The following is a 13602-nucleotide window of genomic DNA, read 5'->3' as shown; positions in this document are numbered from 1 at the left end:
GCTCCAAAAATTGATGGCGTTCGACACTAATTACACAGGGTTTAGTTAGCTATCCGCCTGAAACGCAGCTAATTCTGGTAAAGCTCCACTGCGGCGCTGCTGCCGTTCAGCAATCAGCTTGGGACGCAGATATAGGTTTTCAAGCAGCACAGCACCTCCAGCAATCCAGGGAGGAACGATTAATGCACCAATAATGCCTAAGACCTGGGCCCCGCCCAAAACCGCCAGTAGCTGATACAGGGGATGTACTCCCACAGAGGAGCCTACGAGCAATGGATCAAGGACATAGGTCTCAAGATTTTGCGCCACAACATATAGCAAAAGCACCCATAAAAACGTCCAGCCGCCTTGGGGAATAGCCACTAACAGAGCTGGCACGGCCCCTAAAATTGGCCCTAAAAATGGGATCAAATTGGTGATGCCTGCGATCGCACCTAGCCCCACCGCTAAATCCCTTAAACCGAGTAAACTCAGCCCCACACCAGTGGCAACGGACAGCAGCGCCGACACCACAATCCGTCCCCGCAAATACCCCCCAATCCGCTGCCCCATGGGAGGTACCTGGGCCAAAATTCGCTCATCCCATGGACTAGGCAGCAAGCGAGTCAAGTTTTTGATCAGGGTACGACTGTCAGCCACCATGTAGCCCGACACAAATAGGGCCAACACTAAACTCAGCACTCCCCCCAAAATGCCCGTGGTTACCCCGTAGGAACGAATCAGCAACTGCTGACTCGACTTAATCGTCCAGCTAATCAAGCCCTGGACATCAATTAGCTGGGTAAAAAGTTCATTAGTGGTTAAGGCCTGAGTATCCGTAAAGGCCGTCAGCCAAGCATCTGCTTCATTGAGTAACCCTCTGATCGCCACCGGCAAGCGGCGAATGATCCGTTCTACCTGTTCAAATACCGTTGGGCCAATCAGCAACCCCAGCAAAACCAGGCCACCGATCAACGTGAGATAGACCAAGATTACCCCCAGCCAGCGAGGGACTCGATAGCGTTCAGCCCAGTCAACAACAGGAGCAATTGAACAGGCCAGGACGACTGAAATCATCACCAGCAGCAGTAAACTTTTGAGTTGCCACAGTAGAACCAATAATGGAATGGCTGCTATTAACAGCACAACACTACTGACAGAGATGGTTAACCGCTGAGGTGAATTATTAGCTGAGCTTTCGGCCCAGGATTCTTTGGCCATAAAGTGGCAATAGGGTGCAGTGTTTTTAGTCTACTGGCCTTTATAACGTATAGGTAAAATCATCCGCCAACACACCCGGTACACGACTATCCCCCAGACTGCGCTGGTCATAGGTATCGATACTGGAAATGGTTTCTTGAAAATCAGTCAGATCAATCAAACCATCGCCAAAGCATTGATACAGGCTTTCATCAAACCGCAGATTTTCAATGGGAGCAACAATTTCCCCATGTTCTACCCAGAAGCAAGCGTAACGGGTCATGCCCGTCACCCGAGCATTGGGGTGATCGCTCCAGTTTAGGTAGTGCAAATTGGAAAGATATAGCCCTCGATCCAAGCTGGATAGAATTTTGTCAGCCGCCAATTTCCCCGGCAGAATCTCGGGGGCACGCAAATGCTCACCACGACTGGCGTAATTGGAGGGTGTCTGGTACTCCTTAGCGCTACGGGAACTGACCAAACTATTGACCAACTGCCCCTGCTCAATAATGGGCAACTGTAGGGGGGCTACTTCACCATAGGTATTAAATCGAGGCGTATTAGCCTGATGAAAATTTTCCCGCAGGTTAAATTTAGGCGAAAGTTGACGCTCGCCCTGACGCAATAGGCAAAATGCACTGTTGCCCTGCTGCAGGTCGGCTTCCCCCACACCGCCCCAGGAAAACATGTGGAGTAATTCAGCCACAGCCGCTGGTGCAAGATAGGTGCGATACTGCCCCCGCTCAATGGTTTTGGCCGGACGGCTCATCATGGTCAACTGCTGTTTAGCCTGGTTGATTTTATCGATGAACTGGGCCTGCTGCCATTGGCTACCGGCAAAGGTGCCTTTGACAGCTCGATTTTGAGGATCAAATAGAGAGAAATCCAGACTGTAGCTGGTGCTCTCAAACCAGTGATGCTGACCGGCAGAATCTGCATACCCTCGGAAGATGAGGCCACCGGCATAAATACCTGTGAAATCCAGGGATTGGACCGGATCGAGCAGGGTGGATGCGATCGCATCAGCTGCCAACAGCTCTCCCTGATGGACGGTGCGACTGCTGGCTGACCCTGTAGGCAACACCAAAAACGGATCAACCGGCAACTGAGGCACCATGGCCTGCAAATCGTCCAATGCCTTTTTTAGCAACGGCCAGTCAGTTTCAAAATCTCCCACAAAGGGCACTGATGCTGACGCTATACGATCGGCCTGCATCAGGGTCAAGGTCAGATTGCCATCGCTCACCTGCCCCGTTTGCCGCACCCGGGCCTGATTAAACCGAGTGAACTGACTATCTTCACCGCTGATGGTCAAGGTGTAATGATTAATGGTCGCATGGGCGGAGGCTAACGCATCAGCCAGCTGACCAAAAACACATTCCTTAGTCGTCACTGATTCTGCAACTGTTTCCGCTACAACACTACTCATACCGCACCCCCAAACACTTCAATATTGTCAAATGCACACATCGGGGAACCATGCCCCACCCGAATCAGCTGATTGGGTTCTCCCTTGCCACAGAAGGGGGTGCCATACATTTCCCAAGTGTTGCGATCGCCCACCTGGGAAAGACTGTGCCAAAACTGCGGTGTGACAGAGCGATAGTTAGGGTTCTTGATGGTGCGAGTCAGCTTGCCATTCTCGATCAGCTTGCCGTACTCACAACCAAACTGAAACTTGTGGCGTTGATCATCAATAGACCAGGAACGATTGGTCTCCATGTAGACGCCGTGCTCAATGCTGCCAATGATTTGCTCAAAGGAGCGATCCCCCGGCTCCAAATTAATATTGGCCATGCGGTCAATGGCGGGTCGATTCCAAGAGGACGCCCGGGAATTAGCCACCCCTGGCACCTGGGAACGCTGCTGGCTTTCCAGCCCCCCCAAGCCTCGCTCCAGTTTACCCCCACAAATCAAATACTCACGGGTAGCCCGAGTACCCACATCATCAAAGCCATAGCTGGCAAGCTCACCGGGCACGGTGGGATCAAAGGTGACATTCATCAAGGGGGAGCCATACTCCAAAGAGCCAAAATCCTCCAATTTGATAAAGCTGCCCCCGGCATAGTTACGTTCATCCCCCAAAATCCGATCCAGCTCTAAGGGATGCCCAATGCTCTCGTGAATTTGCAGCATCATCTGATCGGGGGCCAGCACCAGGGTAGTGGCCACATTGGGGCAATTGTCTGCATCCAACAGCTCCACCGCCTGTTCTCCCACCTGCTGCACCCGCTGCCACAGATCTAAATCTGGAAATAGCTCCCAACCCCCTTGATAGCTATGGGCTAAATAGCCATGGTCAGTGCGCAGTTGTGTGGTCGGCCCATCCTGGGCAATGGTGCCAAAGTGGGTCTCTACTAAGTAGTCACGCTGGTAAATCTCTGAACCATTGCTGCTGACAAACCAGGTCTCAATATCATGGCTTCTAGCAGATGCACTGGTCTGAGCAATCTTGTCAGAGACCTTCAGGCGATCGCAAACCTGCAGCAAAATTTGATTGAGTTCAGCGGGAGATAGGGCATCCAACCCTTTGCGATGGGGGGATACATAATTCCCAGTAGCTTTGGGTCGGGCAGCTGTTGTAAACCTGTGGACTGCCCAGACACTAGCCGCAATGGCCTGATGGTAAGCAGACTCAATAGCCCTGGTCAGGGCAGCCGCCGAGAGATCATTGGTGGCGCTGTAGCCAAATTGCCCTTGAGCCAGCACTTCCACCATGGCTCCATGGCCAAATTGTTGAGTGTTGCGTTCCGGATGTGAATCGCGGATAGCACAGGACTTAGTTATATCTTTGACGGCACGAATACCGATCCAGTCGGTAGAGACCGTCGTAGCTGTGACGACGTCAGAAAGGAATTTAAACATATTTTCTCGGGTAGTGCAGACCAGGCGTAAAGCAATCCTGCGTACTACACCCTGTCTTGATAGTAGTAATTCTTACTCATCCAGCCCCTCAATGGGGGGGCAGACCCTCTACTAGCAACCACCTCTTTTTAAATTATTTAAGAAAAATCCAAATTAGCCTTAATTTAAAAATAAAAAATAGATTTATAACTTAAAAAACAAGGTAAAATCAAAAAATACTTAAATACATTTTTAATGGACGACCTTGACAGCAAAATTTTAGGGGCATTGATGGTGGATGGTCGGGTGACGTGGTCTGACCTGGCTTCTCGTTATGGGGTGTCATCACCCGCCATTAGCGAACGGGTACGGCGTTTAGAAAAACGCGGCATTATTCAGGGCTATCGAGTGGTGGTTGATGCGGTGGAACTGGGCTATGACATCACGGCGTTTGTGGCGGTGGTATTGGAGCATCCGCAATATCGCCAGGGGTTTTTGGACTATGTCCAGGGGACACCTGCCATCCAGGAATGCCATCACGTAGCGGGAGATGGGGATTATCTACTGAAGGTGCGGTGCGGCAGGATGGCTGACCTGGAGCAGATTCTCAGTGAGGACATTAAGGGACTGCCAGGTATTTTGCAGACGAAGACATCGATTGCGTTATCGACGGTGAAGGAAACAACGGCGTTGGCGGTTTAAGGCTGGGTGGGGTTCGATGCAGCCTATGCGATGCAGGGCACCCACAAGGGGAGCCCCTACAGGGATGTCTCCTCTGAGAAACCATTCGATATTGGGTCTATGCGATGCAGGGCACCCACAAGGGGAGCCCCTACGGATTAATCGGTAAATTTGGGGTGTATTGCCATGATTTCTTTGTTTTTGCGGGGTTTAGTGTTGGGGATATCGATTGCGGCCCCCGTCGGTCCGATTGGGTTGTTGTGTATTCGGCGCAGTCTTTCCTATGGGACCATTACAGGCTTGCTGTCGGGTTTGGGGGCGGCAACGGCGGATGGGGTGTATGGTGCGATCGCAGCCTTCGGCCTGGCCTTTATCTCCAATTTCCTAACGAATCAGGCTCGCTGGCTTGGCATCATCGGGGGCCTATTTCTCTGTTATCTAGGCATCACCACATTTTTGAGTAAACCCGCCGATAAAACTGCAGAGATTAGCCGCACTGGTTTAGCCGGAGCCTATCTATCCACATTTGGTTTGACCTTAACAAACCCAGCCACGATTTTATCCTTCGTGCTATTGTTCGCTGGCTTTGCCCCGACAGGGCTGGACTATGGCCAGGCAGTAGTAATGGTCGGTGGCGTATTTTTGGGCTCGGCTCTATGGTGGCTGATTCTAAGCAGTGGGGTATCTCGCTTACGCCATTGGCTAACACCTGGGCGATTGGTTTGGGTAAATCGTGTGTTTGGGGTATTGATTACCGGGTTTGGGATTGTTGCCTTAAGCTGGCGGGGATAAGGCGAGGAAAACAACAACGACTATGATGCCATCCATACTAGGGATGCCAAAATTTGCTCAACAGGAGGTAAGGCATATACGGCCAAATCAATGGTGACCATGGATTCTGTAAGGGACAGAAACTGCCACTGAATTCCATTACTGATACTGCCGTAAATGGTTGCAATCTCATTTCCCTGATCTTGATTAAACCGCTGGGCCGCTACCATTTCAGCAATACATGGACCAAAACCAGTTTTAAGATCCGTTTTCTTCGCTTCGACCACAATAATGGCAGGCGCTTCAATTTCAAGCACTTCGGTCGAGCGGGTGATAAGGAAATCACATTGGCCATTCAAGCCAACGGTTTCATCAACATTAAAGTCTTCTCCTGAAAATAGACTGACGTGGCGATCCAGGTAACGACGTACTTCTAATAGGACAGGGTAGATAATGCCTTCAGAGCGGGCTTTCTCGCTGCCGGATGTAGCGACAATAGGCAGGCTTTCTTGGAGATAACCCGCAAGGATAGCAGATGGAGTAATATCGTCGAGTTTTGGTAAAAATCGCTTACCTTCAACCACAGTGAGGTCAAAGGCCATTTTTACACTGGCAATGGTTTTGAATTGACTGTAAGCCACAAAATTCGCCCTGCTTAACAGCTCCATTTTATTAGATGGGCTTAGAATTCCTGTCTATCCAGCAAACGGCCAAGCTCTAACTGGTGCAGTTAAACTAGAGTACAGGCTATTTTGAGGCCAGACCTATGGTTCAGCAGCTAATCTCCGACAGTCAGCTTCCTGAGCAATACCCTGACAGCGATGGGCAACCCATGGCCGACAATACGAAGCAGTTCCGGTGGATCGTAGTAATTAAGGAAAATCTGGAGCGGCTATTTGCGGGTAATGCAGATGTCTTTGTTGCCGGGGATTTGCTGTGGTATCCGGTGGAGGGGAATCCAAAGCTACGTCAAGCACCGGACGTAATGGTGGTGTTTGGTCGTCCAAAAAGAGATCGGGGATCTTATCGGCAGTGGTTAGAAGATGGCATTACGCCCCAGGTGGTGTTTGAGATTTTGTCACCAGGGAATCGCTCTGGGGAAATGCTACGGAAGCTGAATTTCTATCAGATGCATGGTGTGGAGGAATATTACATTTACAACCCAGATGATAATGAACTGACCGGATTGCAACGTTCGGGAAAGGCACTACAGTTAGTCAGTGATATGCGAGGCTGGATAAGTCCGGCCTTAGGTATTCGGTTTGAGCTAACGGAAGAAACGTTAGAAATTTATCGGCCTGATGGGGAACGGTTTTTGACCTATGTGGAGCTGGGAGAACTGCTAGAAGCTGAACGGAAACTCAGGCAAGCAGATCAGCAAAGGATTCAGGCATTAGAAGAAAAATTGCGGGAATTAGGGGTGAATCCAGAGTCGTTGTAAAAGTACCCCTGGGGGTAATAGACGACCATTGGAAAGCTGTATCAAAATTTTTAGTTAAGCTGTCGAAAATATTTTTTCTCCAGAGACTAGAGTAAAGACAGATACCTGCTCCCCATTAGCCCCCACTTTTGCCAAGTACCATGGCAGCAAAGACGATCCTGATCCTGACGGCAAATCCTTCAGATACTAGCCGTTTGCGGTTAGACGAAGAAGTTCGTGAAATCCAAGCAGGATTAAACCTATCCGCAGAACGGGACAGCTTTAACGTAGTGTCCCAATGGGCCACCCGCCCTGACGATCTACGGCGTGCCCTGCTCAAGTACCAACCCCAAATTGTTCATTTTTCAGGCCACGGTGCTGGCGCAGCAGGACTGCTCTTAGAAAATGACACTGGCGAGACAAAACCCGTTAGCAGCATCGCCCTATCGCGTCTATTCCGACTCTTTACAAGTGTAGAATGTGTGCTGCTTAACGCCTGTTATTCGCAGCATCAAGCAGAGGCCGTGGTGGAGCATGTGGACTATGTGGTCGGCATGACCGATGCCATGGGAGATAGGGCCGCCATTGAGTTTGCCGTTGGTTTTTATGATGCCCTGGGCTATGGCCATCCGGTGCCCTTTGCCTATGAAGTTGGCCTGTCAGCCATTGCGTTAGAGGGCATTGATGAAGTTAGCACTCCCATTCTGAAAATACGCAAAGGGTTAACCGAAAAACTCAATGAGTCTCCAGAGCCCCAGACATCAAAGACTAACAATAAAGCCAAACCTGAGCTTGAACCAGAAACTAAGCAACGTTCTGTTGCTAAAACTGCTAAACCCATCACCCTTGAAGAACCAGAGGGACTAGTACCCTTAGACTCACCTTTTTATATAGAACGGCTACCCATTGAAACCGACTGTTATGAAACCGTCGTTAGACCGGGGTCTCTGATTCGGATCAAGGCCCCCCGACAGCTAGGGAAAACATCACTGCTGGTCAGAAGCATGGCCCATGCCAGGGCACACGGGTTTGAGACGGTGCGCTTAAGCTTTCAAACCTCTGACAATGAAACCCTGAACGACCTGGATGAGTTTCTCCAGTGGTTTTGCTGCAGCGTTACCGAAGAGCTGGATTTAGAAGATCGGCTTGCCGACTATTGGAAAGGAGCGCGAGGCATCGTCCGCCGATGTCAACGCTATTTTGAACGCTACTTGTTGAAGGAGCTGGAGCAACCGCTGGTGTTAGGCCTGGATGAAGTGGATCAGGTGTTTGAGCATCCCGAAATCGCCACAGACTTTTTTGGCATGTTGCGGGTATGGCACGAAGAAGGTAAAACCAACCCCATATGGCGCAAGCTCAATCTGGTAATTGTCCATTCTAAAGAGGTGTACGTTCCCCTCAGCATTAACCGTTCCCCCTTTAATGTGGGGTTACCCCTTGAACTACGGCAGTTGAACGCAGACGAAATCGAAACCTTGATTGCTCGGCATCAGCTCAGTCTTTCTGTCCATCAAAAACAGCAGCTAGTGGAATTGGTGGGGGGACATCCATATCTCATGCGGGCGGCCCTTTACCAGCTGGCGCGAGGTCGCATGAGTTTGACTCAGCTGATGGAAGAAGCACCCACTGAGGGTGGTTTATACAGCGATCATCTGCGGCGGCATTTACTTAATCTGGAAGCGGATTCAGCTTTGCTCAGGGCCTTTAAGCAAGTGATTCCCAGCTATCAGCCGGTACAGATTGGCTCCACAGAAGCCTTTAAGCTCCACAGTATGGGTCTGGTGAAGTATGACGGCAATGCGGTGGTGCCGTTATGTGGTTTATACCGGCAATATTTCCAATCGCGGTTGTGAGGTTAAACAATTGAATATGCGGCAAATCCCTGATAGGACATCGTTGAGTAAGATCCTCCCCTTTATAAGAGGAGGTGCCGAAGGCGGAGGGGTCTTCGATCGTTGGCGCAAGTTATCCAGCCCCCTCCGTTGGTTCCCCTTACGAAGGCGGTGTACATACATCTCGAAAGGGAGTTCACAATCTTGCATTACCCCCCTTAATCCCCCCTTGGTAAGGGGGGAAACTCCGGTCCTCCCCCTTGGTAAGGGGGAGTTAGAGGGGGTTAGACAACCGCGAACGCTAGTTTCCAGGACTTATGTGCACACGGTGGCCTTGCGAAGGGGAACCGTTGCCAAAATGAGCGATTGTGATAATTTTCCAGACCTTGGACTTCGTTCAAGATTCAGTGTTCGTTAAATGATTACTTTCCTGATGCACACCCCCTAAAAGATCATGGCTGAGTATCGATATCAAGTGGGCGGTAGCCTACCCCCAGATGCCCAAACCTATGTTAAGCGTGCGGCAGACGAAGAATTTTACCAGGCACTCAAGGCAGGGGAGTTTTGCTATGTACTAAACTCACGACAGATGGGTAAGTCTAGCCTGCGGGTGCGCACGTCTAACCGATTGCAGGCGGAGGGTGTGGCCTGTGCTTCGTTGGATGTGAGCGGCTTGGGTACCACTACTATCGAACCGGCGGAGTGGTACTTCGGCATTATGGATAGCCTGGTGGATCGATTTAATATCGATGGGCTAGATCCTGACTTTGATCTGGATGATTGGTGGGAGGAGAACCATAATCTGCCCCCGGTGCGACGGTTTGGTAAGTTTCTTAGCCATGTGCTGTTGCGGACGGTGGCCCAGCCCATGGTGATTTTTCTAGACGAAATTGACAGCGTCCTCAGCCTGGAATTTGATGCGGATGATTTTTTTGCCGTCATTCGAGAGTGCTTTAACAATCGCGCGGATAACCCTGACTATAATCGCCTGACATTTGCCCTGATTGGGGTGGCCACACCGACAAATTTGATCCAGGCAAAAGAACGGACGCCGTTTAATATTGGTCGAGCGATTCAGCTAACGGGGTTTACGCTTGATGAAGCGGCTCCACTGCTGCCGGGGTTAACCAAGAAAGTGAGCGATCCAGAAGCGGTGTTGCGGGCGGTGCTGCACTGGACGGGGGGACAGCCTTTTTTAACCCAGAAGGTATGTCAGTTAGTGATTCAGGCGGTGGAACGCACAGCAGAACAACCTACAGCTGATCAGCTGGTGGCTCAGGTGGTGCATACCCACATTATTGACAACTGGGAGATGCAGGATGAGCCACCCCATTTAAAGACAATTCGGGACCGGTTAAGGGAGAATTCACGGGCGGGACAGTTGTTGAGCCTGTATCAGGAGATTGTGGAGCGGGGACATATCCCGGTAGACGGCAGTGCTAAGCAAATGGCACTGCGGCTGTCGGGGCTGGTGGTGGAGCGGGATGGCAGGTTGCAGGTGTATAACCCGATTTACCAGACGGTGTTTACCCAGGACTGGATAAGGGATGCGTTGGTGAGTATTCGACCCTATGGGGAGAAGTTGGAGGCGTGGGTAGCGGACCCGCAGGATAGTTTGTTGTTGCAGGGGAAAGAGCTGACCGACGCGCTGGACTGGTCGGAGTCGCGTAGTTTGGGAAAACAGGACTATGAGTATTTGGTGGAGAGTCAGAAGCTGGGGTTGCGGGCGGAGCTGGCGGCAGTGCAGGCGACGGTGGCACAGCAGACGCAATTGTTAAATACGAAAAATAAGGCGATTCAGCGGGCAGATGATGAGTTAGCAGATGCTAAAGCAGACCTCAGAAGGGTACGCAAGCGGACTCGACTGTCGTCAATACTGAGTATTGGCCTTATAAGTCTATCTGTGTTTGGTGCCGTATTGGCTGGGAAAGAAGCTTATGCAAAAGGCGCAGAAGCACGACAAGCTGTTGAGGAAACTCGCACTGCCAAGAAAGAATTAAAAGAAGTAGAAAACGAACGCAACAGATTAGAGAATAAAAACACACTTTTAGTTGACAGCAATAAAACTCTTAATAACGAGAAAAACAAACTGGAGGAAACCAATAAAGAATCAGTAGCTGAGGCAAAGACTGCTCAAGCTGAAGCAACAGCTGCCAGGCAGGAAGCAGCCACTATTGAGTCTCAGGTTTCTGGGTTAACTCAAGATTTAACAAATAAGAATAATCAACTAGGAACAGTACAAACAAAACTTTCTAGTATTCAAACTGAGTTTAATCGAGTATCACAGGCAGTAGACACAGCACAGATAGCACTCAATCAGGCAAATGAAGATCGTGAAAGTGCAGAAAAGTCTCGCAATATTGCCGTCAATCAAAGAGAACAAGCTCGAGAAGCCATTCGTTTTTCCATTGGCTCTTTAGGCATTCAGCGATTTAGAAATACTTTTTATGAGCTGGGTGGTTTACAAACAGCGATTCGTTTTCTCAATGATGGTTTAGAAAAAACTCAAGAGACTCAAAATAAACGAGGAGAGAGTTATGTGCACGGAAACTTGGGCGAAGTTCATAACGTTTTGGGGCAATATCCTCAAGCTTTAGAATTTCACGGAAAACATTTAGAAATTGCCATAGAGATTCAAGATAGGCAAGGAGAAGGACAAGCCCTGGGCAATAAGGGCGAAGTGCTTTATAACCAGGGTAAATATTCCGAAGCTTTGACATATCATGAACAACATTTAGCAATCACCCGTGAAACAAAGGATAAATTAGGTGAAAGTCAGGCATTAATGCACCTGGGACGGGTACATTTAGCGACGGGTAAACCGGATCAGGCCTTAGAAATCCATCAAGAGAGTTTAGAAATTGCTATCGCTATTAAAGACCAATTTGGAGAAGGTCAGATTCGTAACTATATGGGGGATGTTTATGATTTTCAGGGTAAGACAGCAGTAGCCCTGGAGCAGTATGCACAGTCTATTGCCATTGCTAAAGCTGCTCAGGACAGTGTTGGCGAGGCAGAAACCTGGAGAAAGATAGCTGACATTAAAAAGCGCCAGGGCAACTATGATGAAGCATTTAATGACTATGAGTATGCGCAAGTACTGTCTAGAGATGCTGATGACATCAAAGGTCTGAGTGATAGTTTGCGCGGTGTGGGTCAGCTTAGGGCTGAGCAATATAACTATGATGCTGCGCAGGAAAACTATCGCCTGGCTATAGATAAATTGTCAGAGTTAGGAGATAAGGCTGGTGTTGGGGATATGCACCTAACCATTGGAGGGTTGTACGAAATTCAGGGACAGTACGCTTCTGCTTTGGACGAATATCAAAAGGCTCTGGATATTCATCAGTCAATTGATAATCGACGTGGTGAGGCAAGGGCTACAGATTCCATTGGAGGTATCTATTGGCTTCGGTCTGAATATACAACAGCTTTAGACCTTTACGAACAGTCCTTGACCATTCGGCGCGAGGTGAGAGATCGCGCGGGCGAAGGAACAACCCTCAACAACATTGGCTTAGTCTATGACAATCAAGGCAACTATGCTGAGGCACTCAGCTATTACCAACAGGCCTTGGCCATTCACCGCGAGGTGGGCGATCGCGCGGGCGAAGGAACAACCCTTAACAACATTGGCGGCGTCTATGACATTCAAGGCAACTATGCTGAGGCACTCAGCTATTACCAACAGGCCTTGGCCATTCGGCACGAGGTGGGCGATCGCGCGGGCGAAGGAACAACCCTCAACAACATTGGCTTAGTCTATTACAATCAAGGCAACTATGCTGAGGCACTCAACTATTACCAACAGGCCTTGGCCATTCACCGCGAGGTGGGCAATCGCGCGGGCGAAGGAGACACCCTCAACAACATTGGCGGCGTCTATTACAATCAAGGCAACTATGCTGAGGCACTCAACTATTACCAACAGGCCTTGGCCATTCACCGCGAGGTGGGCAATCGCGCGGGCGAAGGCGAAACCTTATGGAATATTGGAGATGCTTTGGATAATCAAGGTAATGATATTGAGGCATTATCTCCTCTTTATGAGGCTTTTAATATTTTTGAGTCTCTTGACCTTACATTCAGAAGCGATAGTGTTAGAGAATGGATTCAAGGTGTGCTTGGAGATGTTAAAGACACTGCGTCAGAGGCTGAGTATCAACAACAATGTCGTGAGTCTTCTCAGGCAACAAAGCTTCCCATAGCAGAGCTTTGTCCAGCGGAGTAGCAACATCTCTCGAAAATCTCCCATTTAAAGGTTCATTAACAAACAACACGACCACCATTTGACGGAACACCGTAGGTTGCGGTTGCGGCACGAAACCCAACACTTCCAACCACCATCGTCATTAATATGACACCCAACATTTTTTATACAATCACCATTCAAAATTATCGACCATGGTGGGTTTCGCGGGGTTAAGATTCCGCATAGCACATTATTCATCCAACACAATCACCATTTGACGGAACACCGTAGGTTGCGGTTGCGGCACGAAACCCAACACTTCCAACCATCATCGTCATTAATATGACACCCAACATTTTTTATACAATCACCATTCAAAATTATCGGCTATGTTGGGTTTCGCAAGATTGAGATACCGGCATAAAACGTTTATTCTGGTGGCTCAACCGCAACCTACGATTGCGGATATCTTTGGTATCGCTTGGTATCGTTGGGGTTCGCGGGGTTGAATCTGTTTATAGATTTGACAAGCGCTCACCCAAGAAGTTTTAATAAATTAAATTCTGGGAAAACTACAAAGGAGTTAAAGAAGGTGCATCCCGCACAAGCCTTTCTTTGACAATGCATCTTACCGAAAATCTAGTTCCCTACACATTCTTTAGCGACACGAAAAGATATTGAAC

9 protein-coding genes are annotated in these 13602 nt (G+C 49.3%); 5 read left to right on the top strand and 4 right to left on the bottom strand.

All coding sequences use genetic code 11. The features are described 5' to 3' along the window. Window positions 1-45 precede the first annotated feature (45 nt). From QGP82_RS28450 to QGP82_RS28440, 3 genes are read right to left on the bottom strand one after another with little or no spacing between them, the layout of a single operon-like run. Window positions 46-1200 carry an AI-2E family transporter gene (locus QGP82_RS28450; protein ID WP_163670379.1) on the bottom strand — a complete coding sequence of 385 codons (1155 nt, stop codon included), beginning with the start codon at window positions 1198-1200 and terminating at the stop codon, window positions 46-48. A gap of 40 nt (window positions 1201-1240) precedes the next feature. Further along, window positions 1241-2608 carry a TldD/PmbA family protein gene (locus tag QGP82_RS28445; protein WP_499061711.1) on the bottom strand — a complete coding sequence of 456 codons (1368 nt, stop codon included), beginning with the start codon at window positions 2606-2608 and terminating at the stop codon, window positions 1241-1243. After that, the gene (locus tag QGP82_RS28440) at window positions 2605-4044 is read right to left on the bottom strand and encodes a TldD/PmbA family protein (protein ID WP_499061710.1); all 1440 of its coding nucleotides are present in this window, start codon (window positions 4042-4044) and stop codon (window positions 2605-2607) included. The genes QGP82_RS28445 and QGP82_RS28440 overlap by 4 nt, the downstream gene beginning before the upstream one ends. A 234-nt stretch (window positions 4045-4278) precedes the next feature. Between QGP82_RS28440 and QGP82_RS28435 the strand changes: the two genes are divergently transcribed. Next, window positions 4279-4725 (top strand): Lrp/AsnC family transcriptional regulator, encoded by a 447-nt coding sequence (locus QGP82_RS28435; protein ID WP_163670373.1) that lies wholly within the window; start codon window positions 4279-4281, stop codon window positions 4723-4725. Window positions 4726-4890: 165 nt separating this feature from the next. Further along, window positions 4891-5496, top strand: coding sequence for a LysE family translocator (locus QGP82_RS28430; RefSeq protein ID WP_499061709.1), 606 nt, complete (start codon window positions 4891-4893; stop codon window positions 5494-5496). A gap of 20 nt (window positions 5497-5516) precedes the next feature. On the opposite strand, the gene QGP82_RS28425 is transcribed toward QGP82_RS28430, so the two are convergent. Further along, the gene (locus QGP82_RS28425) at window positions 5517-6116 is read right to left on the bottom strand and encodes a hypothetical protein (RefSeq protein ID WP_163670369.1); all 600 of its coding nucleotides are present in this window, start codon (window positions 6114-6116) and stop codon (window positions 5517-5519) included. A gap of 125 nt (window positions 6117-6241) precedes the next feature. Here QGP82_RS28425 and QGP82_RS28420 point away from each other — a divergent pair, with 125 nt between their 5' ends. From QGP82_RS28420 to QGP82_RS28410, 3 genes are all read left to right on the top strand, one after another. Then, entirely contained in the window at window positions 6242-6916 is a 675-nt protein-coding gene (locus tag QGP82_RS28420; protein WP_499061708.1) for a Uma2 family endonuclease, read from the top strand. Window positions 6917-7056: 140 nt separating this feature from the next. Next, window positions 7057-8748 carry an AAA-like domain-containing protein gene (locus tag QGP82_RS28415; protein ID WP_499061707.1) on the top strand — a complete coding sequence of 564 codons (1692 nt, stop codon included), beginning with the start codon at window positions 7057-7059 and terminating at the stop codon, window positions 8746-8748. 433 nt (window positions 8749-9181) lie between these two features. Continuing rightward, window positions 9182-12958, top strand: coding sequence for a tetratricopeptide repeat protein (locus tag QGP82_RS28410; RefSeq protein ID WP_499061706.1), 3777 nt, complete (start codon window positions 9182-9184; stop codon window positions 12956-12958). Window positions 12959-13602 lie beyond the last annotated feature (644 nt).

Source organism: Leptothoe sp. LEGE 181152, from assembly GCF_032906605.1.
Lineage (GTDB): Bacteria > Cyanobacteriota > Cyanobacteriia > Phormidesmidales > Phormidesmidaceae > Leptothoe > Leptothoe turfae.
This window is presented reverse-complemented; position numbering and strand designations above follow the sequence as displayed.

Coding starts and splice junctions, on each gene's coding strand:
- QGP82_RS28450 (WP_163670379.1), bottom strand. CDS start 1,200: ATGGCCAAAGAATCCTGGGCCGAAAGCTCAGCTAATAATTCACCTCAG.
- QGP82_RS28445 (WP_499061711.1), bottom strand. CDS start 2,608: ATGAGTAGTGTTGTAGCGGAAACAGTTGCAGAATCAGTGACGACTAAG.
- QGP82_RS28440 (WP_499061710.1), bottom strand. CDS start 4,044: ATGTTTAAATTCCTTTCTGACGTCGTCACAGCTACGACGGTCTCTACC.
- QGP82_RS28435 (WP_163670373.1), top strand. CDS start 4,279: ATGGACGACCTTGACAGCAAAATTTTAGGGGCATTGATGGTGGATGGT.
- QGP82_RS28430 (WP_499061709.1), top strand. CDS start 4,891: ATGATTTCTTTGTTTTTGCGGGGTTTAGTGTTGGGGATATCGATTGCG.
- QGP82_RS28420 (WP_499061708.1), top strand. CDS start 6,242: ATGGTTCAGCAGCTAATCTCCGACAGTCAGCTTCCTGAGCAATACCCT.
- QGP82_RS28415 (WP_499061707.1), top strand. CDS start 7,057: ATGGCAGCAAAGACGATCCTGATCCTGACGGCAAATCCTTCAGATACT.
- QGP82_RS28410 (WP_499061706.1), top strand. CDS start 9,182: ATGGCTGAGTATCGATATCAAGTGGGCGGTAGCCTACCCCCAGATGCC.